At 58.1% G+C, this 25446-nt stretch carries 18 protein-coding genes and 4 pseudogenes; 8 read left to right on the forward strand and 14 right to left on the reverse strand.

Annotated features, from left to right (window positions below):
* Nucleotides 1-2076: 2076 nt before the first annotated feature.
* From AC5ZGW_RS40315 to AC5ZGW_RS40330, 4 genes and pseudogenes are all read right to left on the reverse strand, one after another.
* Nucleotides 2077-2235 carry a transposase gene (locus AC5ZGW_RS40315; protein WP_245287529.1) on the reverse strand — a complete coding sequence of 53 codons (159 nt, stop codon included), beginning with the start codon at nucleotides 2233-2235 and terminating at the stop codon, nucleotides 2077-2079.
* A gap of 237 nt (nucleotides 2236-2472) precedes the next feature.
* Entirely contained in the window at nucleotides 2473-2817 is a 345-nt protein-coding gene (locus AC5ZGW_RS40320) for an IS5 family transposase (protein WP_063623419.1), read from the reverse strand.
* Nucleotides 2818-3590: 773 nt separating this feature from the next.
* Nucleotides 3591-3961 (reverse strand): annotated as a pseudogene (locus AC5ZGW_RS40325) (transposase); the annotation flags it as partial.
* A 71-nt stretch (nucleotides 3962-4032) separates the two neighbouring features.
* Nucleotides 4033-4116, reverse strand: a pseudogene (locus AC5ZGW_RS40330) (effector protein NopP); the annotation flags it as partial.
* Between the two features lie 2839 nt (nucleotides 4117-6955).
* Here AC5ZGW_RS40330 and AC5ZGW_RS40335 point away from each other — a divergent pair.
* The 5 genes from AC5ZGW_RS40335 (at nucleotide 6956) to AC5ZGW_RS40355 (ending at nucleotide 11586) form a co-directional block, all read left to right on the forward strand.
* Nucleotides 6956-7783, forward strand: coding sequence for a YopT-type cysteine protease domain-containing protein (locus AC5ZGW_RS40335; RefSeq protein WP_245475126.1), 828 nt, complete (start codon nucleotides 6956-6958; stop codon nucleotides 7781-7783).
* 969 nt (nucleotides 7784-8752) lie between these two features.
* Nucleotides 8753-9628, forward strand: a complete 876-nt coding sequence (locus tag AC5ZGW_RS40340) for a host specificity protein (RefSeq protein ID WP_130230645.1) — start codon at nucleotides 8753-8755, stop codon at nucleotides 9626-9628.
* Between the two features lie 203 nt (nucleotides 9629-9831).
* Nucleotides 9832-9981, forward strand: coding sequence for a hypothetical protein (locus tag AC5ZGW_RS40345; RefSeq protein WP_165421469.1), 150 nt, complete (start codon nucleotides 9832-9834; stop codon nucleotides 9979-9981).
* Nucleotides 9982-10993: 1012 nt separating this feature from the next.
* Nucleotides 10994-11170: a hypothetical protein gene (locus AC5ZGW_RS40350; protein ID WP_165421568.1), complete on the forward strand. Its 177-nt coding sequence runs from the start codon at nucleotides 10994-10996 to the stop codon at nucleotides 11168-11170.
* Complete coding sequence (locus AC5ZGW_RS40355) at nucleotides 11167-11586, forward strand: DUF7694 domain-containing protein (RefSeq protein WP_130231713.1); 420 nt, start codon at nucleotides 11167-11169, stop codon at nucleotides 11584-11586. Before AC5ZGW_RS40350 ends, AC5ZGW_RS40355 begins: the two co-directional genes overlap by 4 nt.
* 789 nt (nucleotides 11587-12375) lie before the next feature.
* On the opposite strand, the pseudogene AC5ZGW_RS40360 reads toward AC5ZGW_RS40355, so the two are convergent.
* Nucleotides 12376-12920 (reverse strand): annotated as a pseudogene (locus AC5ZGW_RS40360) (transposase family protein); the annotation flags it as partial.
* A gap of 220 nt (nucleotides 12921-13140) precedes the next feature.
* Here AC5ZGW_RS40360 and AC5ZGW_RS40365 point away from each other — a divergent pair.
* The gene (locus AC5ZGW_RS40365; protein WP_463702676.1) at nucleotides 13141-14712 is read left to right on the forward strand and encodes a S10 family peptidase; all 1572 of its coding nucleotides are present in this window, start codon (nucleotides 13141-13143) and stop codon (nucleotides 14710-14712) included.
* A 405-nt stretch (nucleotides 14713-15117) separates the two neighbouring features.
* Nucleotides 15118-15336 (forward strand): annotated as a pseudogene (locus AC5ZGW_RS40370) (transposase); the annotation flags it as partial.
* 337 nt (nucleotides 15337-15673) lie between these two features.
* Here AC5ZGW_RS40370 and AC5ZGW_RS40375 read toward each other — a convergent pair.
* From AC5ZGW_RS40375 to AC5ZGW_RS40410, 8 genes are all read right to left on the reverse strand, one after another.
* Nucleotides 15674-16426 carry an effector protein NopP gene (locus tag AC5ZGW_RS40375; RefSeq protein WP_496114080.1) on the reverse strand — a complete coding sequence of 251 codons (753 nt, stop codon included), beginning with the start codon at nucleotides 16424-16426 and terminating at the stop codon, nucleotides 15674-15676.
* A 276-nt stretch (nucleotides 16427-16702) separates the two neighbouring features.
* Nucleotides 16703-17107: a tetratricopeptide repeat protein gene (locus AC5ZGW_RS40380; protein ID WP_245287675.1), complete on the reverse strand. Its 405-nt coding sequence runs from the start codon at nucleotides 17105-17107 to the stop codon at nucleotides 16703-16705.
* A gap of 220 nt (nucleotides 17108-17327) precedes the next feature.
* On the reverse strand, nucleotides 17328-19445 hold the full coding sequence (sctV, locus tag AC5ZGW_RS40385; protein ID WP_130230513.1) for a type III secretion system export apparatus subunit SctV: 2118 nt from the start codon (nucleotides 19443-19445) through the stop codon (nucleotides 17328-17330).
* A gap of 11 nt (nucleotides 19446-19456) precedes the next feature.
* Nucleotides 19457-19885: a tetratricopeptide repeat protein gene (locus AC5ZGW_RS40390; protein ID WP_080664153.1), complete on the reverse strand. Its 429-nt coding sequence runs from the start codon at nucleotides 19883-19885 to the stop codon at nucleotides 19457-19459.
* A gap of 1 nt (nucleotide 19886) precedes the next feature.
* Entirely contained in the window at nucleotides 19887-20414 is a 528-nt protein-coding gene (locus tag AC5ZGW_RS40395; protein WP_028168940.1) for a hypothetical protein, read from the reverse strand.
* A 30-nt stretch (nucleotides 20415-20444) separates the two neighbouring features.
* Entirely contained in the window at nucleotides 20445-21332 is an 888-nt protein-coding gene (locus AC5ZGW_RS40400; RefSeq protein ID WP_130230515.1) for a SctD/MshK family protein, read from the reverse strand.
* 125 nt (nucleotides 21333-21457) lie between these two features.
* The gene (locus tag AC5ZGW_RS40405; RefSeq protein WP_028168938.1) at nucleotides 21458-21664 is read right to left on the reverse strand and encodes a hypothetical protein; all 207 of its coding nucleotides are present in this window, start codon (nucleotides 21662-21664) and stop codon (nucleotides 21458-21460) included.
* A gap of 47 nt (nucleotides 21665-21711) precedes the next feature.
* Entirely contained in the window at nucleotides 21712-22002 is a 291-nt protein-coding gene (locus AC5ZGW_RS40410; RefSeq protein ID WP_035692794.1) for a hypothetical protein, read from the reverse strand.
* 959 nt (nucleotides 22003-22961) lie between these two features.
* Between AC5ZGW_RS40410 and AC5ZGW_RS40415 the strand changes: the two genes are divergently transcribed.
* A complete protein-coding gene (locus AC5ZGW_RS40415; RefSeq protein ID WP_463702677.1) occupies nucleotides 22962-24476 on the forward strand; it encodes a DUF1521 domain-containing protein in 1515 nt (504 codons plus the stop codon).
* Between the two features lie 491 nt (nucleotides 24477-24967).
* Here the strand turns inward: AC5ZGW_RS40415 and AC5ZGW_RS40420 are convergent, their stop codons facing one another.
* Complete coding sequence (locus AC5ZGW_RS40420) at nucleotides 24968-25177, reverse strand: hypothetical protein (RefSeq protein WP_028169432.1); 210 nt, start codon at nucleotides 25175-25177, stop codon at nucleotides 24968-24970.
* Nucleotides 25178-25446: the final 269 nt, after the last annotated feature.

The raw sequence follows: 25446 nt of genomic DNA on the forward strand, positions 1-25446 counted from the left end.
CATGGCTGCGCTCGCTTCGTCGACGCAGCCAGCGCTCCCGCATGACCTGGGATCGATTCCAGCGTCACGTTAGGCGATACATCCCGAAAGTCCGCGCCTGTCATCCGCATCCCAATCCGCGGTACACGTCATGACCCAAGGTAGGAGCCGTATGCGGTAGCTCCGCACGTACGGATCTGAGCGGGGGGCGCTGGGAAACCAGCGTCCCTACCGCGACCCAGCAATCTGTGTGCCGCACGCGAAAAGTGCTCTGGGCGAGGCTTGATGAGAGAAAGACTACTGTTGCGGCGGTGCGCGTGGAATGATTTCGCTGCCGTAGTCGGATTCCTGCCATCAATGTCCTCAACCAGACACGAGTGGTAACAATAAGAGAGGGCAAGGGACGCCGATCGCCTCTCGTGCCGCCACGGCGGCAACAATGCGTTCGCAGTTGGGCGCATCCAGGTGGCTATGTTCAGCGCCGTCCTTTAGCCAGCGGCTGGCCCTCAGATTGGCTGAAGAATTCCATCGTCGCTGGCGCTGCAAATACTTCCCTCATCCTCACCTAGATGGAAGGTGAATGGCGGTTGTGATACGCCCGCATCACCCCTGATGACCTCAATGGATAAAGTACGGCCTCGAGATAGCGGCTTGCCTTGGCAGCTCAGCCAGTCAAAGTGCACGGCGTGCCCCAATCGCGTTAAAGTACCGCCGCGGATCCCTTCATAAGGGAACGCCCCTGAAGCTCCGTCGCATTCACCGTTGAGAAGGACGCCCACGGGTGTCAATACAGTCGCGCGCTCGGGGCATGTTCGTCGGCACGCTCCTTCCGGTCTCATTCAGGCGGACGTGCATAGGCGTCGTTGAGCGATGCACCTCAACTGCCGAAGTTGCATCTAAGTGTCTTGTATTCCGTCCACACACTGAAATGTGTGTCCGCGACACCTGGGCGGCCGACATGCAGGGCTGGGGAACCGCTGCGCGGCTAACTTCGCAAGTCCACCAGTGAAGCACCTGTGACATAAGCGCAGGGCCGAACCGTGCTACGCTCACGCTTCTTTGCCCATGGGTCCAGGTCTACAGCATCACGGATTTCCGATTGAGAGCTCGCCAGTTCTGGGGAGGCGGAGAGAAGCACTACCGCCCTCGGGTCGATATGTCAGTCGCGTCCGCGGGTTGCTAGGACGATTGGGCCAGGCCGCGGCTTCGTCACCTATCGAGCAGCAGAAGAACAGGTGGGTGCCTGGTATGCGAGTAGATCCACGGCCCAATCGGCCTACTGCAGCTCGCGTGGTTGACTGGACCTTAGACGCGAAACTATCGTGTCCGGCGGCCAAGACACCCCACGACTGCGATCACAATCAGCGTACGTCGCAGTTGCGCATATAGCTCACGAGCTCGAATCTCACGTAGCGCCAGGTTGCAGGCCTGCAAAAGCAAAGGCAAAGCTGTACCACGCAGGTCTATGGCTCGTTGGCAAATCAAGTTCGGCGGCGTAGCTTACTATTTCTCAACCTTGTTGCGTGTCAGGGCGATCATGCACTTAGATCTTTGCCAGGACGGGAAGAGCTCTCGCCGGCTATTGCTGGGCATTGAACCGAGCGAATTCGCAATGTGGCAAATAGACGAATACTGGAATGCGCAATGACCAATGTGATCATGCATCTGTTCGCGCACCACCGGCGCGCGATCCGGTGACCAGAAGCTCGCAATCACCAGAAGTTCGCAACCAACAGAAGTTCGCAACCAACAGCTTCCCGCCGCTAGGCAAGTCGATGTACGGCCTGCCTGCTGGATAGGGAGGGGCGCATCGAGATCACGATCAATAACCGAAATGGCAGGATCGATTTCCATCCAAGCAATGGATATTAAAATGCGAAGGAATGGGAACCTCTTTGGTTCAATGCGCCGAACAAGGCATCTTGCCGAATAGGATTGGAATTCGGTTCGCCCCATCTAGCACAAACCCGATGGCTCCATGACTACTGGAGCAAAGCGAACCTGAACCAGATCGATTTAATCTGGATGGATTTGCAGGAAGCGGTCACCGCTGGGCAGCAGAGCGTGACTCTGCTTTCCCAGGTTCAGACTGATCCATTAGGCGACGATGGCGGCGAGGTAGACTGCAGCCAAGAAGTTTCTGGCAAGTTTGTCGTAGCGAGTTGCAACGCCCCTGAAATCCTTGAGTCGGCAGAAACAGCGCTCGATAACATTGCGCCCTTTGTAGACGCGTTTGCCGAAGCTCTGGAGGATCACCGTTGGATTTGTTTGGAATGACGGGCTTCACGCCGCGATTGACGATTTCGGCGCGAAAGCCGTCGTGGCCTTTGTCCCCAATGAGGGTAGTCATGGGGGTGCGAGTTTCAAAAGGGCCGGCCGCGCGGCAATATCTGCGTCTTGTCTCGGAGTAAGATGAAATGCGCAAGGTTTGCAATCAGGGTCGTCCAGCGCGTAGATTTTCGTCGTCCGCCCACCGCCCGAGCGGCCGATCGCCTATTCATGTTCTCCTTTTCCGCCGCTCGCGGAGCGATGCGCTTTGATCGAGGTGGAGTCGATGGACAAAGTCGCGCCGTCCTTGCCGCAGCGGGCGAGCGTTTCAAAGACCGCCTTCCAATGGCCGCGCTTGGCCCAGCAATTGAAACGATTGTAGATCGTCGTGTAGGGACCATAGTCAGGCGGGCAATCGCGCCAGCGTGCGCCGCACTGAGCGTGTGAACGATACCGCTGATGATCCGTCGATCGTCTTCGCGCGCGGGGCCCGTCTGGTTCGTTGACAGACGCGGCTCTCTCTATCTGAACCCACTGCTTGTCGTTGAGCCAGAACAGTCCTTTGCGCATCGAAGTCCGCCATGCCGAATCAACTCGGTGCCAGGGAATCAGAACCAGCTGATTAGGTACAGACCCTTAGAGCAGAAAAGGGCCGCATCCCAGCGGCCGCTTCGCGGTTACAGTCGCTACTCCTGATAAAATGCCAGCCCGGCAGGGCGGGCTGGCCAGTGCTGCCGCCAGAGTACCCTAAGCCGGGCGCTCCATATCGCCGATAAGGATGACGTCGTCGCCTGGAACGTACCGTGAATCGGAAATGTGATTCCGCATTTCTGCCCTCCTCCGTAAATCGGAATCCCTTCTTGTAGAAAAATTCTGAAGCTCCCTCGTCTTGAGAAATAAGGGATAGACTGGAAAGGCCCGCTGAATCCCTAATCCGATCGGCAATGTCCAGCATAGCCGCCCCGACTCCTTTGTACCTCGACCAGTCGAGACTCTCTATGGTGAGAATTCGCAAAGTGTCGCGCCGCGGCGCCACGTTCATACTTCCCACCTTGTTGCGTTGATGGGCATTAGAAAACAAAGAAACGAGTTGGACATTGCCGCTATTGCTGATTGCTGTGTACAGCCTGACTTGCTCACCCCGCCGCTTGTCAAAAGCGAAAGAGGCTGGTCCCTCGGCTGCTAAAGCGGCCGTAAAAGCGGTCGTATCCGCGCGAGCGGCGCCCGCCAGCGCATCGCGCTGCTTGTGCAGACTCCGCTCGCCGGAGGGCACATTGTAGTGATTGATTCTCATCGCAACGGGATTGCTATTCGGACAAGCTTTCGAAAAGCTGACGTGCCCAAGGTTTGCAATCGGGGTCGCTCAGCGCGTGCCACAGCGCGAGCGGCCGATCGCCTGTTCAAGCTGCCGCATTTTCCGCTGCTCGCCGAGCGATGCGCTTTGATCGAGGTGGAATCGATGGACAAAGTCATTCCGTCCTTGTAGCAGCAGGGCGAGCGCTTCAAAGATCGCCCGCCAATGGCCGCGCTTGGCCCAGCGATGGAAACGATGGAGATCGTCGTGTAAGGGCCATAGTCGCGCGGGCAGTCGCGCCAGCGTGCGCCACGCTGAAGCATGTGAATGATCCGCTGATGATGCGTCGTCGCCATCGCGCGCCGGCCCCGGCTGGTTCGTTGGCAGATGCGGCTCGATCTGAGCCCACTGCTTGTCGTTGGGTCAGAACAGTCCGTTGCGCATCGAAGTCCCCGTACCGATTCAACTCGGCGCGAGGGAATCAGAGCTCGCTAATTAGGTACAGACCCTAATTGGTAGCTGAAATATCGCGCTTGCTCGGTATCTCTGGTAGTGCCGCAATCCTCAGCAAGCTGAGCGGGGCGCGTAGCCTTTTTGGATACGAAATCCGAGTATTCCGGTGGATTAGCGGCGACTACTTGATTTCATCGGCATAAAGGGCCCTCGCTTCTCTCCTAAATGCAGACCTGTCGATCTCCTCGATGGAGGCTCGGGAAACGAGCGAGTACGGCCGCTCCGTTGCCGAGGACGAAATGCCATAATAATCCCGCGCCGCGAACGGTTTCCGCAAAGCTTGGCTATCTCCTCACGGCCTCCATTCATCAGCCTGACTAGCGGTTGTGGATTGGCTGGATGAGCCAGGGCTTCGGCCATGCATCAGATTCGCTCTCCTGTCGGCAAAGTTGGGATGCTGAGCGTCGTGCCGCGCAACCCAAGAGGAGCCCAATAGGAACCCTAGCTGACGACAGTACGCGCTCGGCCTCCGCACCACCGATCGCACCGGTTATGTAGGCCAACAACGAAACTGAGGACGAGGATAACTGCGGGGCAGCGCGACCTTACCCGAAACAAAGTAGCCAAGGCGACGGTTCGGCCAATTCCATCTACTCGTGTATGCGTCAGTGCTGGCCACCATCCGAGTCATTGGCCTGAGCGGGCGTGAGCAGTTGATCTTATAGACCTGGGCTCGACCGGTCCAAACCACCTCTGCCGAACAGGAGCAGATCAATTCCCCGAAGCCGCTGAGAGGGCACTCAAGCAGCACCAGGCTCGGAAGAAACAAGACGAACAATGGCGCAAACGTCAGAGGGACACACTCGAGAATGATCGGGGAGCGAGCCCGAAGCGAGATGTGGCGCAGGGCCTGACAGATAAAGGAAGAAGAAACGTGGTGAGACAATAACGCCAATGAAGTCGGCGAGAAAAACCTATCCAACATCGCCGAAAACTCGCGCTGCTCTATTGCTGGGCTAATGGCATGGGATATCATTCCCGGAGTCCAGAAGATGGACAGGAAATCCGCCCGGAGCCTTGGTGTCTCAGCATCAGTCTACAGAATCAGATCGCCCCCCAAAACGAAATCTTTGTCCAACGCAGGCGGGGCGGCCAACGGGCCCGGTTTGAAGCTAGTAAAGGGAGCGAAACGAAAAAGGCCCTCAACGAGGGTGGGCTTGGCGGCATCGCATTTGAGTTGGGAACTTGGGCGCGGGTACAACTGTGTCCGGCCGAAACTCGTCAGTTTCCTGAAAGCTAAGCTCCTTAACATGAGAACGTGGTTTCTTGACCACGGATGCCGCCCATGCGTCAACTGGTGACGAATCCAGCGAAAGCTCTGGCGGTTTTGAACCCATGTTCCAACCAATAGGAGAGCTGTATGGACAATCGGATCGACGGTGCTGGGCCTCCAGGGTCCCCAAGCGCCTACGAGTGGACTCAAGAAGATCATGACCTATTTAGTCGATAACCCACCGGAAGCTCAAATGCTGCGAGTCGGGTCGACGGGGGCGCCAGATTTCGGAGCGTTCTTCGTTGAGACCCGACGCCATCGTACGCCTCTCCCGGAGCAATGGGCCCCCCTGGCGCTTATTGAAAAGCTGCGTGAACAGGGGCTCATGCCAACCGCAGACCACCCAACAACCATTTCGCTCGACGGCAAGCTTTATAACGCCGAGCTAAAGGAAGGAGGGTTCGTTAGGCTTACACGTCAGGCCTGAGATCTGTGGTGGCTGAGCCAACTTGGTTGGGCGGAAGCACTCCGGCCCAGCCGACTTGGACTACCTAGACAATTCACCGTTCCCTACTGAACGGTCCGCATCGCCAGCGCGCATTTTGCAAATCCGCTGGCAGCTGGCGAACATGAACGCTGTGGCAGTTGAGTGGCTGCGCAAGCTCATGGCGGTCCGGGAGTTTCCTGAATACAGCACCGGCCAACAGCGATGCTGCGCTAGCGTTCGCGATCGCTCTTGCTATCGCTCGGTGTTGACCCGGTGAGTATGATGAAGCATCCTGCGCGGCAGGCCTGTCGAACATAAGATGTGAGAAGGTGATGCCAGCCGTGGTCGGAGCGAGTTCGATTTCATATCGCTCCGCCGAAGAGTGGAAGCGATAACATCTAATCGGCGGTTTCCGGAATATACCGTGCTGCCCAGATTCACTGGACGATGCTCCTGACGCGTACTCCCCGACTGGGCTAAGTCGGCGACCATTAGATGCAGAATCGTGTTCCGGCGGATAGGGAATTCACGGCCCACCTGCGGCATCGATCTCGGCGACTTTCGTGATCAGCGGCTTGACGGTGTTGACGTGTCACGAGGCGGCAGCCTAACGCGTTTGAGCTGGGCGAATACGTCCATTCCATCTTTGAGCCATAACGAATGGAAGGAGAAACTCGTGATGAGCGCCAAAATCGCCCCGCGCGCGAGCCGGTGGTGCCGAGCGCAAGTACTAACGTGGCGTCGGAGGTCTCGTGTCCTTAAGACGGCAATGCCGGTGACCTGACAATTGCCTTGCCAATCGAAAATCAAAAGAGATGCGCCCACGCGATCACGAGGGCGAGGGAGGTGGTGAAGCCGACGTGCCCGGACGGAGATGGATGATGTTCTGGTCGAGAGCCGGGATCGTAAAGCGGCCAAACGCCTGCTGTGTAAACTGCTGAAGAAGGGTGACATGCCCTGCGCGTCATGATCACGGATCTTGGGTTATATGGCGCTGCTCGCAGGGCCCTTCCTCGTGCTCTGCGTAACACCTGCGCCCGTCAGCTTGTGATCAGCTTGTCTGAGTAACATTCGCAGCACCGCCTAAGCAGCCCGACGCACTCGGGAGAGACTTACGTCGAAGGGAACGCGAACCGCCATGGATAATCGAATTAGTGGCTCATCCACACGCGCCAGCCAAGCTGACGAACCGAGGCAGTCGGTGGACAGCGACAGCTTTACCGAAACACTTGCGGGCCTGCCGTCCCGAGCGGCGCCGGATCCCCATGCTGGTTTGTCATTGGCGCCAACACAGCCGTACTCGCTCGTTTCCCAACCTCGTATCGTGGAGCTCGAAACGTCTTCATTCGCCTGGGAGTTGCCCGACAAAATGGGGCTCTGCGCCAGTAAGCCACATACCTCGGATGCAGATTTTCACAGTTCAACCTCTTCCAGCTCCACTACATCCCCTCCACCCAGGCCGCTGTTTGAATACAGGACGGTCGAATTGCCTCAGGCGAATGTAGACGGCATCTGCGTTGGGCTGACTGCGGAGTGGCTCCGCAATCTGAGCAGCAGCCCGTCAGCCCGAATGGATGCGCTCATACCGGAATCAGAAGGGCACCACTCAGCGGCTGAGCGGCAGCAGCAGTATCAGGACCTCAAGGATCGGTTGCGAAGTGAGGGAGCAGGAGCTTCTCAGGCCGACCTTGAGGCACAAAACACCATTTTGCGGGAAGCGGGCCTGGCACCGTCCGGAAGAGAGAACAAATACGGATTCGGCGAGCCCTCGAGGTTCTCGCGCGTGCTGGACAAAATTACCGGCGACGGATCGAAGTATTTGCTGAGTTTGTATTTCGCCGAAGGCGGCGCACACACAGTTGCGACGTCGGCGTCGAATGGAACAACCACGCTCTTCGACCCTAACTATGGAGAATTTACTGTTCCATCAGACCAGATGGGGTCATTGTTCCAAAGCCTCGCCAATCGTTACAGGAATCCTCCCAACGGGCGGCATTTATCGACAGTCACCACACAAAAGATGTACTGAGTCGGGCCTGAAGGCCGCTGGCGACTAATGCCTTCTCGTGGCGAACGAGTCGGTCGTGCTGACATTGGCTATTCCGGCTGTTGTCCCCTTGGGGCCGTCATGGCCGCCTCAAGGTGTTCGAGGATGTCCCGGATCTCGGCCGCCAAAGATGCTCCAAGCGGGGTCAACCCGACCAGTCGGCTCCTACTTCTGATGCGAGGTGTTCCGCGAGACTGCTGACGGAGCGGGCGACACGGGATGTCTCGTGGAGGACGATTGGCGATCGAGTTGAACGAGGCCCTGCGTATCAGAATGTGCGCTCCGTGAACGTCGGACGCCACAGGTGTTCAGCACGATCTCAAGCCGGGTATCCGTGTTGCGACCGATGCCGGATCACCGGCTAATGCGCCTGTCATCGCCGGCAGGTCGCCGACATAGCGATCGATCACGCGAAACCGTCAGGGCGATGGCCGACTGGTTGGTCGTAACGGAATAGAGGTTACACGTCGGACCTCCTTAAAGATGCGCGCTTGCATCGTCTGAACAGCCGGGCGGACGCCGCTGCAACCGAATGAAACCACGATAAAGCCGTGGCTCAACCTAGCTACCCCACCAAAGTCCGCGGCCGGCAAGTTCTGCATCGCCTTGAAATCAGCAAGCGAGGGCCGCATCATCGAGCCCGGAAAGCTGTGAAACGGTGTTGTGATGGTGGGCCGCGGCAATATCAAGGGTAGGGCTGTAATTCTTCTAAAGAACCCGAGATCTCGGCTCGCTCGCGTAACAAGGTATGGCACCTTAGCCGCGAAGCGGAATAAGCATAGCCGTAGAAAAGGCCAGCCGCGGGGAAAATGCGCTGCCCCTCGCCTTGCAAAGCGTGAGCACCGCGCCCCCTCTGTGCGTCAGCTTATTGTCAGCTCGCGCGCCTATCACTGTCCACAGGACTCGAGCAGGCCAGTACGGTGCAACTTTTGCGATAGGAGACCAAACGTCGTGTATAACAGAATCACTGGTTCTTCCAGCCAATTTCCAAGCGCGAGCCAAGCCGATGAATCGGAGCTGTCAGCAGATGGCGGGAGGTTTACCGAAACGCTTGCAGACACGGCCCCTGGTTCCTCCTCGGGGGTGGCACGGCCGTACTCCCTCGTTTCAGAACCTCCCATCGATGAGATCGACAGGGAGTCGTTCAGGCAAGAACTGAGAAATTTCTATGGTAACGACATCAAGCACATGGCCAATAATCCGCAAGAGTACTCGGATTTCGTTTCCGAAAAAGCTGAGCGCACAGCGATGGTCGCCAGAGCCGGATCCACCGTACAGGATTCGGACCAGGCGCGATATTTCAGCTATCAATTGGGTGACAAGAGTGTCGGGCTTCTAAAAACCGAAGGTCGACGTCGCATGGGAGGAGAGGCGTGGGAGCAGCACTTTCCTGGGCGGAAACACGTCTCGTCCGTTGTCGATCTCCGGGTTACTCATCCGCTCGTTGAGAACGCAGGCGATGTTCTGCTGGAACACCAACTTCGGCTTGACGGTAAGCGGGCGTTGGTCATGTCGCGTCCTGCCACGGATGAGGTGAAGCCCCGTCTAGAGCAGATGGGTTTTGTTCGCGTTGGTGACAATGAAGATGACAATGAATATGTGCTTGACCCTAGGCAGCATCCCGACAAGTGGACGCTGAACGAGGAGGGAAAATGGCAGCGGGTGGACAAGCCTCGCCTATATCTCTCCAAAGCTGAGAGTAGCGATGAGGAAAACGAAGGAAGTGTCGAGGAATATTCGGGCGAAGAATACATCGAAACGGATTCATCTGGGGACGATCCTTCTTGGTACTTCGACCGGCTCAATTTAGGCCCGGGGACCGGCTAGCAGAAGTCACGCCGGGTGCAGCTTGACTTCTCATACCGGCATGCACCGGGGCCAAGGCGACGCTGCAACGGGAGCACCCGGCACGCGCGGGTGTGCTCTCGTTGCGGCGCGCGAGCAGAAATAAATTAGAAGCGGCGGCGGTTCCCGAATTCGCAGGCAGAGCAACTTCTTTGAATTGCTAGTCAGCTGCTCTGAGCTGCCTTTTGGTCATTGGCAACTCTCTGGGATTTGAACGCTCCACAAGCATCGTGCGCAGCGCCGACGAAGTGGCCAAACGATTCTTGATGCTTATCGTGATTGATCATCAAGTTGTTTTCATCGTCTTTGAATGGCGTATTCAAGCTGGCGTTTAGTGGCAACCGGGAGCTTTTGTGTAAGCAGCATCCTACACGCGCGGTCACGAAGTGATCTGAGACTGCTACAGCTGTCCTGGTTGGCGCATGTCGAATCATATGATGAGCCGATTGGGCCAGTTGCGTGATTCTTGCAGGGCGCTTGGCGGGACGATCTAATGAGGTGTGCCCCCCTAACCGAGTAACGGGCCAAGCCGAATGTCGCGGTCGCCTATGCGATCTGCGCTTCAATAACATTAAGTCGGCGCGCTATGGACTTCCGCCTGACGATCATCGACGAAGACGGCAGGCACAGACCATGGCCCATTGTGGTGGTGCGGAAGGGTATCTGAGGAGCAAGCGATGGAAGCAGTCTGGCTCTATATCGATGAAAAAACACCCGCGCGTGATGGGAGCCACATCGGCCGTTCGCGGGATAACCCCAATCAGTGTCTCAAAGAGCATGATGGTGAAGTGTCGCCTGGCATACCCCGTTCTTGGCAGCAGCGATGATGGGAGATCAGTCGATAGAAAGTCGCACAGCGAACCGCCTTTTGAAGGCCTAGGCCGATTTGAGACTCATGGTGCAAGATGGCGAGATGCTTGGTGAACGTGCGAAAGCTTCTTCGCCGTGATCGATCGCGCCACGATTGGCAATCAGAATCCTAAATTCGATGACCTTGACCAGCGCGGGGTCAAGCTTTGAAACGGTGGCCTATTACGTGGGCCTCGACGCGGCTCACTCCGTAGCCTGGCCGTGACTTTAGTGGAAGAGGAGCCGTTTCCGACGGTGCGCGGCCGACGGATCCCTAGGCTCGTCGCGAGGCGAGCCCTCGGCCGCAGCTTCGCGGCATGCTGCGGGAACGATTAGGAATGTGGTGAGGTAGAAAAGCAAAGGTCTGGTGCTGAAACCAAAATTGCAGGTTAGAAAGCATCCTTTGGAAAGCTTGTCCGGGCCTCGCAGTAGAGGTGCTTTACCAGCTCAAGGAAAACCGAGCGCCCGGTTGCCGGCATTGGAAGCGGAAGAAGAGAGATGATCTACATCTACGGTTTGCTCAGCAGTTTGTTCGAATTTCAGCAGACAATGCACGGGCGAGCATGGCACTCGGACGCTGCGCAGCAGCCCTGGCTGGAGGCGACGAGGGAGCCAGAGAACAAGGTGGTCTACGTCGATTTCAAAGCCATTCGCGAGGCAAAGGAGGGGACGTGAGAGCACAAGTTCTTGAAAAACTCGAGGCCGGCCGCGTGCGATACGGCGAATTTGCTAGCGCGCCGGGATCAGGTCCTTGCGGCCTGTTTTTTGTTCAGGGGCCTTGTGGCTGCAAACTCAGGATAGTCGGATTTGTTCGCCCAGGGTGGGAGCATGTCTCCGTCTCGACGCCTAGACGTTGTCCGAACTGGGAAGAGATGTGCTTCGTCAAAGACCTGTTTTGGGATGAAGAGGAGTGCGTGATGCAGCTGCACCCACCTCATTCGCAATACGTGAATAACAGCCGGTATTGCCTGCATCTCTGGAAGCCGACTCGTCAAGAAATTCCGATGCCACCAACGAGCTTTGTCGGCCTCGTCGGGCTCGGGCCATCGGAAGCGGCAATCCTATTTGAACGGATGAGAGCGCTGTTGTGAAAGCCCCGTCGCCGAAGGTGTAGCGATGCCCGCAGGCGTGCGTGAGCATGTCCAGACATCTTCGGCATGATGAGCAAAGCTCGTAGCTGCGCCGATGAGAAAAGGCAAAGCAAAATCCGCTCCGAGCGACGCTCGTCAGACTGACGTCAGGTACGTTGCTTAAGCGTTGAGCCGCCAATCGGCAGTAAGCACTTATCACCCACCGAAACGAATATGTCTGGCTCTATGGAGAATATGGTACGGCTCGATTGGGTGCCGTGCTGGTTGCGATCGGCGTGTGACATAGCCGCCTTGTGCTGCGTCGCCTGCCTCTTGATGATGGCCCTTACTGTCATAAGTCTCATTGGTTGCCTATTGCTGCTGGTTCAGGTGAGGCGGCGTTTTTGGCCAGTGCAGCTGGAGAAGTCCGTTGACGCGAGGCGAACCAAACCGCTTTCAAGCCAAAGCTGAAGACATTCCCGCCATTGGAACTCGGCGATTGTCCACATGCGAGAAGGAGACAATGGCCGTGGGCGCACTTGGTTGCGCGAGGTCTTCTTCCTGAGAAAGGCGCGTGAGACCTTCTACGAGCATCTCGGAACGGAAGAGAGTTGAAAAGGGGCCCATGCTTCAACGCTGCGTAGGAGGGCACGAAATCACTCGGGCATGCTCTCGGTGCCGTGCCCACCTTTGGGCATTGCGCTAGAAAATCGAGAATGCGCGCGAGCCGCGGCGGTCTCGAGGGCAACCGGAACAGTGCACCTATCAACGCAAGCTAGGGATTTGGCCGTAGAACAGCCAGACCTCAATCTACTGGCGGCCTAATTGGTATCCGTCCGGTGAGGCGTTCACCGGATGCGTACTCGACCAGCGGATCAAGAACGATGCTTTGGCCGAGGCCGCGATCGCGTTCTTTGGTGCGGTGTGGGCACGAGAACGGACGACGGTCATTGTGGCGAAGGCAAGCATGCCGTGTGAGACATGGCGATGCCCGCCTGCCAGGAGCGGGTTTCTTGTGATCAAGACCAAGCTCGTTCTTGGTCGTTTCCAAGCCGTCCTCGACGGCCCAGCGATCGCCTTCCACTGACGCCAGCTTTTGAATGGACGTGCCTTGGTCATCACGTGGAGTAAAATGCCAAGTCGCCGTCGGCAATGTTGCGGCGGATCAGAAAGCCTCGCGTCCATTCCCTGGCAAGGTTCATCATCGCATTCACTGCCGTCGAGATCGGCCAGCTCGACATAGGCCCAGTCGTGCCAGCGCGGAGCTTTGGTTGGTCCCTTTGCCGGAGACAGGCGGCGCCAGCGTGCTTGGGTAGGCTCTGTGCCATTGCGCAGGCGGTGCCGCCGACAGGCGGTCCGTGCCCTCAGGAATAGAGGCGACTACTAGACTTAGTAGGTTTGTTGTTCCCTGCTCTCAGCTAACTGAGGAGAGCCGTTTGGCAGATACGCCTCGTGCAACATAAGGCAGAACCACCCAACAGAATGCAACTATAGGTAAAAGTCTAGACCGTCCCGCAACCTTAAACCGTCGCAATCGGCCGCTGACAGAAAGTGCGGCCGGACCGGAGAAACTCCATGCTGTTCGATTTGACCGCGCGGCGCCACACCCCTCTCGCGCTCGCCCTATTTGCGTGCGCCGTGATGGGGAGCGCCCGGGCCGACGATCCGCCGCCGCGCCCCGATGCCACGACGCCGGCCGGCCAGAAGGGCGGGCCCGGCGCGCGCGGCGCAAGTGCGCCTAGTTCCCCATCGGCGGCCGAGCAGCATCGCCTGCCGCCGGATTCCACCGTCAAACAGACGCTGGAGCTGCCCGGGCGGACGCTTCGTTTCATCGCGACTGCGGGCTCGATCCGCATGTTCGACGACAAGGGCGAGCCGCAGGCCGACATCGCCTACACCTCCTATCAGCTCGACGGCACAGATCGCGCCACGCGTCCGGTGACGTTCCTCTTCAATGGCGGCCCGGGGTCATCCTCTGCTTGGCTGCAGTTCGGCAGTGCCGGGCCATGGCGGCTGCCGATCGATGCGGAAACCGTCACGGCGTCGGCCTCGCCCGAGGTCAGGCCCAACGCCGAGACCTGGCTCGATTTCACCGACCTCGTGTTCATCGATCCCGTCGGCACCGGCTACAGCCGTTTCGTGGCGACAGGCGAGGATGTGCGCAGGCGGTTCTATTCGGTCGATGGCGATGCCAGTTCAATCGCGCTTGTGATCCGCCGCTGGCTCGAGAAGCACGAGCGGCTCTCCTCGCCGAAATATGTCGCGGGCGAAAGCTATGGCGGCATTCGCGGACCGAAGGTTGTGCGCAATCTGCAGATGCAGCAGGGCGTCGGCGTGAAGGGCCTGATCCTGCTCTCGCCACTGTTCGACTACCGCGAGTTCACAGGCACGAGCTTTCTGCAACACGTCGCGAGGCTGCCAACCTGTGTCGCGGTGGCCCGCGAAGCCAAGGGCGAGGGCAGGGGGGCGGTCAAACGTGCCGATCTCGCCGATGTCGAAGCTTACGCGCGTGGCGAATTCTTGGCCGACCTCGTCAAGGGCGAGGCAGACAAGGAGGCCACCAACCGTCTCGCCGACAAGGTCGCCGCTTTGACCGGCATCGACCAGGCCGTAAGCCGACGGCTCGCCGGGCGCTTTGACCGCGGCGAATTCCGCCGCGAGTTCGACCGCAAGAGCGGCAAGGTGACCGGCGGTTATGACGCCTCGGTGCGCGGCCTCGATCCCTATCCGGACTCCGATAGCTACCTCTTCGGCGATCCCTCGGGCGATGCGCTGGCGGCGCCGCTGACGAGTGCCGCCGTCGATGTCCTGACGCGCAAGCTCAACTGGCGGCCGGACGGCTCCTATGAACTGCTCAACCGCGCGGTCACGCGGGCCTGGAATTTCGGCCACGGCAGCCCTCCGCAGTCGCTGTCGGAGCTGCGCGAGATCCTTGCCACGGACGCGAAGATGAACGTGCTGGTCGCGCACGGCCTGTTCGATATTGTCACGCCCTATTTCGGCTCGAAGCTGGCGCTCGATCAGTTGCCGCCCTTTGCGTCGGCGCCGCGGGTCAAACTCGTGGTCTATCCGGGCGGCCACATGTTCTATTCACGCGACGCCTCGCGCCAGGCATTTCGTGCAGAGGTCGAAGCGATGATGAAGTAGGGCGTGCGTTCATCAAGCCGGCGGCGAACTAAGCCACAAGCAGGTCGCGTTCTGCGCCTACAGTAGATCGGCGTTTCTTAGTGCAAGAGGCGCGGGGCAGAATGAGCAAGCAGGCGGCGGCGGCCATGAAAGTAGCCGACGCGCTCGTCGAGCAAATCCGTCCGCTGCTCGCAGGAAAGGGGCCCGGAAGTGCAAGGCGCGCCGATCGGTCAATTGCTGGGGATCTTCATTGCCGGCCATCCGCCGGAATTTCGCGAGCAATCGCGCAACGTTCTGCTTCATGCGCCTGGTGGATCCGGAGACAACCCTCCATCAAGAAAAAGATAAATGTGGAAGACCTAAATCCGAAATTTGCGCACTGCTTTATGCGATTTATCACACTTCGGGCGTCGCTCACACCAATACGTTGAAGGTTACTTCTCAATCCTTGACCGGGGCATCATCGGAACGTATCACCACGTCAGCCAGCAGCATCTTAAGCGGCGCTATCTGGCTGAATTTGCTTTCCGCTGCAACGAGCGCGCTTCGCTCGGTGTCACCGACAAAGATCGTGCGGCGCGCTTGCTGAAAGGCATCGTTGGCAACCGTCTTACCTATCGACGACCTAACGAAGATCACTCACAAGAAGCAGGCGGCTATAAGCCTCCGGTAAGGCCTTCACTGAGCGCGTACCATAATTCGGACGACGCATAGTTCATCTTAGAACTGAAAGAGCGGCGCCAACGTCCCTGAGCTCAGCATGCATGGGCATAGAGCGGCTCGTTCATGGAGCCAAAACGCAAGGGTCAGGACGAGCTCTCTAGACGAGGCGCTTGCTCAAGGGACATGGCGGCCTGCAGCTGAGCCGTCAGATTCCGCTACCGCTCGATACGACCGGCGCGCAGGCAATAATTGCAGGCAGTAAGATCTGCATGGAGAGAGGGGCGTATCATACCCTCTCTCTCCGCGCCGAGACGACCCTCTACATAAAGTCATCGTCCTCCCAATCCGGCGAGACATTTCTCGCGCGCTCGGAACGTTCCGTATCCCTGCCTTCACTCTCTTCCGCTTTGGAAAGGTAAAGGGGAGGTTTGTTTGTTCGCTGCCATTCACCGTCGCTGTTCTTGATCCACTTGTCGGGATGCCGGGTAGGGTCAAGCACCATCATCGAGTCACCTATCTCAACAAAACCCAGCGCTGCTGCACGGGCTTTTGCTTCCGGATTCACGGGATGAGAAAGGACTAACGGCTTGTCGCCGTCTGACCGAAGCTGATGCTCCAGCAAAATGTCGCCCGCGTTATCGACGAGGGGATGCGTAACCCGAAAGTCTACCGTCGATGTGATTTCAGACCGTCCGGGAAACTGTTCCCGCCAGCGCGCGCGTGCCTTTTCCCCTTTGAACACATCACGCATGTTAGCTCCACCTTCCGTTCGGAGAAGTCCAACGCTTTTGTTTCCCAATTGATAGCTGAAGTGTCGTGCGTCGTCCGAGCCTTCTTTCCTGCCATGATTATAGGCAACGTCCGCAGCGCGCTCCGCTTTCAATGCCACCGAACGCGAGTATTGCTGAGGATTGGCGGCGATATGCTCGATTTCATCCCCATAGAAATCTTCCAATTTGTCCTGAAATGAGGACCTTGAGATCTCCACGATGGGTGGTCTGGTGCTCAGTGAGTACGGCCGTGCTGTCGCCGAGGATGAATCAGTGTAGGACTCCCGCGGCGCTATCTGCATATGGGAGAACACGTCCTCGAAGCTTCGGCCTTGATCTGTTTGCCTACCGTCGATAGCAGACTGTGTCATTCTATCAGAGTCGGAATTGCCCATCCATGGAAAGCTGGGTGAGGCATTTATTCGATTGTACATGGACGTTCGCGCTCCTATCTGCGAAAGCTGTATTGAGTGTCAACCTGCTAAGGCCGAGCGGAGCTTGATAGCCAGCCTTCCTGACGAAAAGCTGACAGCAGGTTGTCGGGCGTCTTGCAAGTCAGGTTGTACCGTAAGCGTATGCTACGGCTGTTCTGCCAGCGCACGTCGTTCGTGCGAAAGCTGTTGGAGGCTGGAGTTCCCGCTGTCTGCTTTCCCAGCAAGTGCGAGCGATAGGCCAAGATTGTTGCGCAACATCTGATTGCCTGGGGCGGCTGCGAGAGCCTGCCGATATAGCGCTTGGGCCTCATCATGGCGCCCCTCGGCGTCGAGGACCACCCCCTTTGCGTTCAGGGCACGCAAGTCACCAGGGGCTGTAAGCAAGATCTTGTCGGCTACCTTAAGCGCCTCACCCGCGCGTTTCTGTGCCAGAAGGGTCTGCGTAAGTGAGATTGCCGCATCGACATTGTCTGGTTCTTGCTTCAGAGCCTCGCGCAAACTCTCCTCGTCGGTAACCCGGAGGAGGGCGTGCGCAATGCGCTCGCGCATAGCAGGATCGATGTCCTTAGCGCCGAGCAACTCTGGCCGCGGCGTCGCTTGTACTGAGATGGCTGGGTGATCCGAGCTGGTGCAACCTCCGACCACAAGAATCGCGAACAAGGCGAGGAGAGTTAAGCCCGAGGGCGGATGGAACGCATACCATCGAGCAGCGGATGTTCTCGCAGGTGAATTCATGCTGTCCATTGTCACGACCGACTGCTGTGCGCTGTTAGCCGGCTGTGGCGAGCTGGCTGCGTTGGTCTCCTGCCGGAGCTTTTTCCTTGGGACCTGTAAGCTTGAGCGAGCCCACTGGCTGGACCGTGAAATCGGAGGCGAGATCCTGATAGGACAGAACAGGAAGATCGATCCCGTTGCGGGTGAGAAAGCCGCGCACGAAGCGCCGGATATCCAGCGAACTCAGGATGACGGGCTGGCTCTGACCTGGTGGCATGCCTGAATGAATCTGACGCAGTTGCGACAACAACATCTCGCTCTGCCGGTCCTCCAGCGCGAGGTATGGCCCGACGGCAGTTTCTCGCACCGCACTGCGAATCACATCCTCAGTTTCACGTTCGATGATAAAGGCGGGCAGAACACGGTGAGCGTTGGCGTAGCGATAGCAGATTTGCCGTTTCAGGCCGGAGCGGACGTATTCGGTGAGCAGGACAGCGTTTTGCTCGCGTTCGCTCCATTCGGCGAACGCTTCCAAGACCAGGCGGGTGTTACGAATCGGGATGTCCTCGTCGAGCAGACGACGCAGGACCTCGGCGATCCGGGGAACTGGAGTCGTTCGTAGCACTTCCTTCACCAGATCAGTATATTCCTGCTCCATCCGGGCGAGCAATTGTCGCGTCTCTTGAATGCCGACCAAGCGCTGCGCATATCGCGTCAGTACGGAACTGACGCGCAAGGCGATGATTTCGCTCGGACGGTGATGCCCGATTCCGGCCGCTTTGAGAGCCGGTGCATGGCTCTGTTCGATCCAGATCCGGCCAGTGTCTGGATCTTGCCGATACGGGATGCCGCTCAATTCAATGTTCGCTCGGTCGTCGGTGAGGGCGAGCTGCGTCGGGTCGACTCGATCCCGTTCAACCGGTACCCCTTCCACATCCAGCCTGAACTCGGACTGGGCCAAACGTGGATCCACCTGGACTGGAATGCGGGGAATCGTGATGCCAAGATCGGCTGAGACCAATGCCGAAATGCGCGCGATGTGCTGCCCAACTTCCTCTTTGTCCATCGCATTTATCAGGTTCGGCGCAACCAATAGCGCGACCGGAAGCGCCTCCGCAGGTATGGTTTGCTTTTGAGCCTGCGCTGGACTCGTAGTCGGAGCACTAACGTTGGCGGCCGTCTTAGAGCCGGTGTTCGCGCCTTGCACACCGCCCTTGACATAGCTCGCCCCGGTAAAAACTGCAGCCAGCATGAGAAACGGGGACAAGGGGAAACCAGGTATCAGCCCCATGAGAAGTAAGACGCCGGCTGCCAGCCGCAATGCCGGGGTACTGGCCGTGAGTTGGTTGATGATATCGGCACCAAGCTTGAGCTTGGAGGGCCCATTTACACGTGTGACGATGGTTGCAGCCGTAACCGACAGCAGGAGCGCCGGAATCTGAGAAATCAGCGCGTCGCCGATGGTGAGCAGCGTATATTGATGCAACGCCTCATCAATGGACATGCCCTTCGAGAGCAGTCCGATGCTAATTCCTCCGAGCATGTTGATGCAGATGACTATGAGTCCGGCGATGGCATCGCCTTTGACGAACTTCATGGCGCCATCCATCGCACCATGAAGTTGACTTTCCCGCTCCAGTGAGGCTCGCCGGCTGCGTGCGTCGCGCTGATCGATATGACCGTTGCGTAGCTCCGCGTCGATAGCCATCTGCTTGCCTGGCAGAGCGTCGAGGGTGAATCGTGCGGAGACTTCAGCGACGCGCTCGGCTCCCTTCGCGAGAACCATGAACTGCACCATGGTCACGATCAGAAATATAACAATGCCGACAGCGATGTTCCCCGATATCACGAACTCACCGAAGGTGTGAATGATGCTGCCGGCGTCTCCTTCAGCGAGGATCAGCCGCGTTGTCGCGATGGTCAGCGCCAGACGAAAGACGGTAGAGATCAGGATGACGCCCGGCAAGGATGAAAAATCCAGTGGCGTACTGAGATAGAGAGCAACCATCAGCAACAGAACGGCAAAACCCAGATTGAAGCCGATCAGCATATCGATCACGACGATCGGGATCGGCATGATCATCATTCCGATTGCCAGAAGCAGCATGAACGCGACCATGAAGTCCGCGTGGAATGGCGCGCGCACGATAAGCCTACGAAGAAGGTGTGCCATGAAGAGCCTTCTTATTGTTGTTCCGTTGGCGCTGTCCTGCCACGCAAGGATACATAATCTTTGAAGACCGCCCGCGCCTCGTCCATACGGCCGGCGCGTCGCAGCGCGTGACTGCGCAGAAGCGTCAAGGGCAGACGCGAAGAGGGATCCTCATCAAGCATGTCGAGTCTATCCAGCACATTAAGTGCTTCATTGCCAAAGCCCTCCGAGATGAGAGCATAGGTAAGAATGCGAAGCAGGTCGACGTCTCGCGAATCTTCATGGGCAAAGAGCCGCAACAGAGCGAGAGCTCGTGCGCTCTGTCCACACGCAAGGTGGACGAAGGATATTGCGCAGACCAAATCGCGCTCTTGCCCGGAGATTGGCAAGACATCGCCGGTTTTGATAGCTTCGGCCGGCGACGGTAGACTGGCGAGGTGCGATCCGCCCGAATTGACCATGCTAGCCCTTGATCAAGCTGTTCTGGTTCTGCCGGAGCAGGATCAGCCGGCGGAGCTCCTGCTGCAGTGCGTCGATCCCTTCGCGCGCCACCGAGTTCTCCGCTCCGGCCCATAGCCGGTCGGCCAAGCGCTCCAGGAGAACACCGTGCTTCTCTGCTCGCAGCACGTCCGGATCACGCAGGCGTGGGGTGACGAAGGAGAGCAGACCTGTCGCGAGATTGCGGCCATAAAGTGAAGCGAGTGCCGCACGGGGGTCGATCTCAGCGATCGGGACGCGCCTCTCGTTGAGGCTGACACGCGAGACGGCATCGATATCGTCGACCTCAAGCGAGGCCTCGATTGACAGATCGGGTGCCTCAGTATCCGGCCAAATCGACCCGTGCCTGTTCTCGCCGCCGCCATCAGTGCGATCGATCTCTAAATGATGGACTTGAGGGAGGGCCGGCTTGTTCGCTGGCTCATGGTCTTGGGTGTTGAGCCTTTGCGAAGAGGTGCCAAATCCGACAGGATGCTGCGGCAGCTTGGTCATGACATTCTCCTTTCCTGCGGTACTGGAGCTCTAATAGGGGAGAGCAGCAAGTCGTCCATTCCGGCTAAGCAGTACGCGTCCCGCCTCGATTCGATCCACCGTCCATCCATCATTCAACAGCGCCCCCACGAAGTATTTTTGGCCGCCAATAAGAAGATAGGGGTGGACTCCGCGCCACACCGCCTGGACAGCTATTGAGGAGGGAGGCTTATCCTCCTTTAAGATCACCCCGTTTACGAGTGTCAGCGAGCCGTTCGTATGCTGATCGAACCAGCGCTGAACCTCCTGCCACCTAGTGACTAACGCAGGGGTAACGGTGCCCTCCGCGCTGACTACACCTGGTCCAGGCGCGATTTTGATATTGAGAAGTCCCGCTTTATTCACCTCCTCTTGCAGCAGTTCGGCGGCTGCATCGAGGGGGCGATCATTAGGACCGTTGAGCGTCAGCTTGGCTGGAAGTGGGGCGCCAGGGGGCGCATCGGGGCTCACTGCACCGGCACTGCCGTCAAACAGGAAGCTGATTGCGAGAGTGGCGATCCCGACAGAGCTCAGCAAGACCAACGAGACTGCGATTATCGAAAGACGGGATAGGCCGATTGATCCTCGTGCCGAATCCTGTGTGCAACGAATGGACATCGTGCCCGCATGAATGACAGCAGGAAGAGAAATAACAACCCGCTTGCCTACGGCAATATCTCCGTTTCCCTCTATGCTGACTCCGGCTGCTAGGGCCTCGATCTCAATCGAACCGTGCAGGGGGGTGAGACGGAAGTGATTGGACTCGAGCCCCTGTTCGACGAAGACGATATCAGCATCGAGGCCACTTCCGATAAGACTCGTTCCGACCGGCGCTTCACCACTCACCCCAGAATAAGGCCCTGATAGCACTTCGAAATGAACGGAAGCCGGTTCATTCACGGAGATTCTCCTGAGAAACGAGAGAAGCCGTACGGCGTTGCCGTACGGCTGGTTCCGAGTTCGTCAAGCTATGGAGAGCCTCCCGCACGCGAAAAGAGCCGGCCGTGAGCCTCCCTCTTGCAGCGCTAGCTAACGCGCTCGTCGGCAACCTTCTTTTCGGACGAGAGCTCGGTCGTAATTCTGCGCATCATGATGCTCTTGGCCTGAGCCTGTTTGCTGACACGCTCCAGCTCGGCGAGCTGCGCTGCGAAATCGCCGTCCCCGGTAGCACCGGCCTGCTGATTCGCCGCGGGTCCAAATCCGGCGGGGGAACCACCAACGGGAGAAACCATATCGAGTCACCTTTCTGTTTGGAAGTTACTGTTACTGATCACCTGCCTCACGCCGCAGCTAGCGTGATGAGGGCAGGAAATGCAATCATGACATGTGCGCTTGGCGCGTCATTCGAGAGAGTCAATTCGCCGTTGCCGTGGTTGAACTGCGGCTTGCTTCCTGCGGCAGGGCCATTGTCCTTGGCGACCTTGTCATCATCAACCTTCTCCGGCTCCAATTTGTGAATAACCCTCTCGAAAGCTTTGTCGAGTACCCCACCGACAGCGGAGCCAATCGCCGCGCCCTGCGGTCCACCGAGGTATCCACCAGCCGCGCTTCCGATCATTTCTCCAATCATCGCATTCTCCTATCTTCATCTCCATTACGGTCAATAGACGACTCCTCGCCTAGAGATCAGCGCTGACATCCTAGGAGCATTACCTTTCAAGAAGCTGACGAGTCTTCGAAGGGCCGAGGAATGAGTCGATGTCGCCAAATTTATCTTTCATCGGAAAATGTGTCGGTACTCTCGCTTCAGCCGATGTTGTCGCGCAAGACGCCGTACGTCTTGCGCTTCAAAGCTTGAGCGGTTGCAACTCGTTGCTGGCGTATAAGCTGTGCCAGCTGTCGGTCCAACGAGCATGGTTCCGAGCAGCTCGACTGCAAAGCTGGATCGCCTGGTGCTCATCAAGCGCCGTGCACAACGTCCTTAAGATATCTGCCGTGGCGCTTGCCTCGAGCAATCAAGTGGTAGACAAATCGACTGCGGCGTACGTGTGCAAGTGCCTGGTCTCAAGACTCGAGCGAAATCAGTTTCGAAGCGGCGTTTGTACCGAACATGGCCGTCCGAGGCGCCTAAAGACCGCCTCGAGCATTCACGCGAGAGGCTCGGCCGAAGTTCTTCAGAGATCGTGGATGCTCGCCCTCCGCACGTCCCAAGATGTCGTGTTCCGCCGCCCATCATGAAGAGCGTTTCGTTGCGGTCGCGAGCTCTCAGCGTTAGTTCAGGCGATACGCAAGCGGATGTGCTGGTGGACGATCATCCTATCGTCAGCTTTTAGACAGGTACTCCGGATACATTTCCTGCGACTTGGTTACGCTCGACGTGAGAGTCCCGAATTGCCATGCGGCAAGGGGTTAAGAGAAGTGGTCCGCCGATCAAGACTGTTGTCACCCGCAACAAGAAACGCGAGAGCGCGTGCTGCTGGCCGTGGCGTGGGATTGGTTTTGAAGGGCCTTGGCGCAACGTGCCAAGTTGATTGTGCGGGTGGTCCTCGCAGTCTGTCGCTGCCTTCAATGCAATAGGAGTGAATGAAAATGCCGTATCTTCCCGTAGTGGGTGGTTCCAATCCGGCGGTGGGGCTAGTGCCTGAAGGTGCGCCCGCCGTTCCAATGTTCAACGTGGTGTTGGGGCAGTACGCCGGCGCCGTCGGCGTCCCGGTGGGGGCCTACCAATACCTCCCGGTAAATACTTCGGCCCTCGTTGCACCCGCCGTCCTCAATCCGGTCTACGTTGCTCCAACCCTTCTCGCCCCGCCGCCGCCTCCCCAGTTCGCGTCGGTCGCCCAGAACCAGGGCTCGTCGTCCTCAATTGATCCGGTCTGGACGCATGAGGTTCATGACGGCAAGGCCACCATCCACCTTGGCGATAAATATACAATCACGGCGGACGAGAAGCATGGCACCTGGACCGTTCGGAACAATGAAACCGGCCATGTCTCGAAGATTCATGGCGATCCGCATGTCGATGCTAATGGGGACGGCAAGGACGATTTCGACTTCAAGAAGGGCATGACCCTGCAACTCGACGATGGCACGAAGATCACCGTGGATACGGCCGACTACGGCAACGGCAAGAGCATTTCGTCCAAGCTCACCATCACGAATGGTAGCAACGCCATGGTTGTCGAGGGGCTCGGTGACGACAAGGATGGTGCCAACAATCTGAAGGTGACGCAGTCCAACGCCGGCCTCACTCTCGATGAGCTGACACCCGATGGTTCACAAACGATCCATGAGCAAGGTCAGGGTTGGGTCGACGGCGCCGGGCGCCAGGTGGATCAGGCCAGTATCGATGCTGGTGAAGCGGGGCGTGCGCCGGGCAGCGGCTCCCAGTCCCAGTACACTCCTGCCTCGCTTGCTGCTCCGTTGTACTACTACACTCCAGTTTTTGTTCCTCCTCCGCCGCCTCCATCGATGATCCCAGTTGCGACGAACCAGAGCCCGCCACCTAAACCAGCTCCGGTGTGGTCGCATGAGGTCCATGACGGCAAGGCAACGATTCACCTTGGCGATAAATATACAATCACGGCGGACGAGAAGCATGGCACCTGGACCGTTCGGAACAATGAAACCGGCCATGTCTCGAAGATTCATGGCGATCCGCATGTCGATGCTAATGGGGACGGCAAGGACGATTTCGACTTCAAGAAGGGCATGACCCTGCAACTCGACGATGGCACGAAGATCACCGTGGATACGGCCGACTACGGCAACGGCAAGAGCATTTCGTCCAAGCTCACCATCACGAACGGCGACAACGCCATGGTTGTCGAGGGGCTCGGTGACGACAAGGATGGTGCCAACAATCTGAAGGTGACGCAGTCCAATGCTGGCCGAACCCTCGATCAGCTGACATCGGATGGTGCACAGACGATATATGAGCAGGGTCAAGGGTGGGTCGATAGATCCGGATGTGAGGTCAACCAGGCGAGCATCGACGCAAATGAGCGTAGATCCGGATGTGAGGTCAACCAGGCGAGCATCGCCGCCAATGAGCGTGTCAAGCTGATTCGACGCTTGCTCCAAGGCCGCGGGGTGGGGCCGATCTGAGCGCAGTTCAAGAAAAGGGGAGCGGACGCTGTCGCCCGCTCCCATTCTTCTCAGCGCGGGCGCGCAGGGAAGCGCCTCGCTTGGCGCTATCCATGCATTAGCCGCGCTCTCATGTTTTCGATGATCGGGCTGTCATATCTCTGCCGCTAACAGTCGGCAACGAAGGTGCGACACGGATGCGTGGGGGCGTCTCGTCTTTAAGACACCTTTATGGCCTGCGGGTTTGTAGATGCGCGATTGGCCCAAGCGAGGCGAGTCCGTTCGACATACGAGCGAGATGTCTTGGGCTACCGAGAGACGGCTGACCGGAGTGGCCGGAGCGAGAAGAACCCTAAGGACTGTAACGCCAACTTACCGCAACCGATCTGAACGACCAGTACCATTGAGGTGCGGATCGTTCAGCTGCGGAGAAGTTCCTCTCTTTCCTCTCTTCTCACCGTTGTTTGGATGTGCCATTCACGGCTCGCTATTGCCGATTCGGCGGAGCCGACTCAAACATCCTCTTCTGTATCGTCCATGGCAGAGTCGAGATCGGCCTGCGCATCGTTGACAATTCGCATTGCGATCATGCCAAGAGCCATTTCGAAAGCTTTGCGTTGTTGCATGGCCTGCGAGTTGGCGTCATCGCCCCCCTCGGTTCCGTCAACATTCGCGCCGTTATTGCTTCCCGCGGCTCCGATATCGGGTGCACCTGCGTTCATCTTCGTAACATCGCCTGTTGATAACCCATTCTCTGATGCTAGCAGCGTTAGCTTTCGAGAAGCTGACGAGGCTCAGGGCGCTTGAAATGGACCCCGATTGTGGGACCACGTGCTTAGTTGGAAGGGGCTGCTCCGTTTGATAGACGGAGCGCATGATGACGACAAAGACGAGACGCAAGATCGACGCGGCACTGAAGGCAAAGATCGCGCTGGAAGCGGTGCGGGAACAGGCGACGGTGGCCGATCTGGCCCAGCGCTATGAGGTTCAC

The organism is Bradyrhizobium sp. Crot121 (assembly GCF_059512385.1).

Bases quoted from the DNA above. Each gene is read 5' to 3' on its own strand.
- AC5ZGW_RS40320 (WP_063623419.1), bottom strand. From the start codon at position 2,817: ATGCGCAAAGGACTGTTCTGGCTCAACGACAAGCAGTGGGTTCAGATA.
- AC5ZGW_RS40350 (WP_165421568.1), top strand. From the start codon at position 10,994: ATGATCTACATCTACGGTTTGCTCAGCAGTTTGTTCGAATTTCAGCAG.
- AC5ZGW_RS40365 (WP_463702676.1), top strand. From the start codon at position 13,141: ATGCTGTTCGATTTGACCGCGCGGCGCCACACCCCTCTCGCGCTCGCC.
- AC5ZGW_RS40375 (WP_496114080.1), bottom strand. From the start codon at position 16,426: ATGCAGATAGCGCCGCGGGAGTCCTACACTGATTCATCCTCGGCGACA.
- AC5ZGW_RS40380 (WP_245287675.1), bottom strand. From the start codon at position 17,107: ATGCGCGAGCGCATTGCGCACGCCCTCCTCCGGGTTACCGACGAGGAG.
- sctV (WP_130230513.1), bottom strand. From the start codon at position 19,445: ATGGCACACCTTCTTCGTAGGCTTATCGTGCGCGCGCCATTCCACGCG.
- AC5ZGW_RS40390 (WP_080664153.1), bottom strand. From the start codon at position 19,885: ATGGTCAATTCGGGCGGATCGCACCTCGCCAGTCTACCGTCGCCGGCC.
- AC5ZGW_RS40395 (WP_028168940.1), bottom strand. From the start codon at position 20,414: ATGACCAAGCTGCCGCAGCATCCTGTCGGATTTGGCACCTCTTCGCAA.
- AC5ZGW_RS40405 (WP_028168938.1), bottom strand. From the start codon at position 21,664: ATGGTTTCTCCCGTTGGTGGTTCCCCCGCCGGATTTGGACCCGCGGCG.
- AC5ZGW_RS40410 (WP_035692794.1), bottom strand. From the start codon at position 22,002: ATGATTGGAGAAATGATCGGAAGCGCGGCTGGTGGATACCTCGGTGGA.
- AC5ZGW_RS40415 (WP_463702677.1), top strand. From the start codon at position 22,962: ATGCCGTATCTTCCCGTAGTGGGTGGTTCCAATCCGGCGGTGGGGCTA.
- AC5ZGW_RS40420 (WP_028169432.1), bottom strand. From the start codon at position 25,177: ATGAACGCAGGTGCACCCGATATCGGAGCCGCGGGAAGCAATAACGGC.